This is a genomic window from Rhodococcus sp. P14 (assembly GCF_000256505.1).
In the GTDB taxonomy this organism is placed as follows: Bacteria; Actinomycetota; Actinomycetes; order Mycobacteriales; family Mycobacteriaceae; genus Rhodococcus; species Rhodococcus ruber.
In genome coordinates this window covers 1-709 of record NZ_AJFC01000416.1, presented here as the reverse complement: position 1 = coordinate 709, position 709 = coordinate 1, and the positions used below count along the sequence as shown (strand labels likewise).

Sequence of the window (709 nt, the reverse complement as noted above, 5' to 3'; positions counted from 1 at the left end):
GGCAGCCCGCCTCGTCGAGCCGACGTCGGTTGCGGATGCGGGCAGAGTGCTGCGGGAGATCGGGATCGCCCCGGCCCACCGCAACACCTTCGTGCGGACCCTGCAGCGATGCATCGCCCACGGGTACCGCGACGACATCGCACGACGCTGCTTCGCCCATGCCGCCACCGCGGGGGATCTGAACCTGCTGCTCTACGACGTCACGACCTTGTATTTCGAAGCGGAGAAGGAAGACGAGCTCCGTAAGGTCGGCTACTCCAAGGAGCGGCGGGTCGACCCGCAGATCGTCGTCGGGCTGCTCGTCGATCGCACCGGATTCCCGTTGGAGATCGGATGTTTCGAAGGAAACCACGCCGAGACCCGCACCATCGTGCCCATCGTGCGCCAGTTCCAGGCCCGCCACAATATCGAGGGGGTGGAGATGGTCATCGCCGCCGACGCCGGGATGTTGTCGGCGACGAATCTCAAGGATCTCGATGCCGCCGGGCTGAAGTTCATCGTCGGTTCGCGGGTGACGAAGGCCCCGGCGGATCTGGCCAGTCATTTCCACTGGAACGGGGACGTGTTCACCGACGGGCAAATCATCGACACCGTCACCCCACGGCACGCCAAGAGCACGGTCAACGACCTCACCCGTCGCAGTGAGCCGGTGTGGGCGCCGGCCGACACGACGGCGTGGCGGGGGATCTGGGCGGACTCGACCAAGCGG

1 protein-coding gene is annotated in these 709 nt (G+C 66.3%); it reads left to right on the top strand.

All coding sequences use genetic code 11. The features are described from left to right. Window positions 1–709: IS1634 family transposase (locus OEY_RS0127765; RefSeq protein ID WP_029540304.1), on the top strand; the 709-nt coding region annotated here is incomplete at both ends.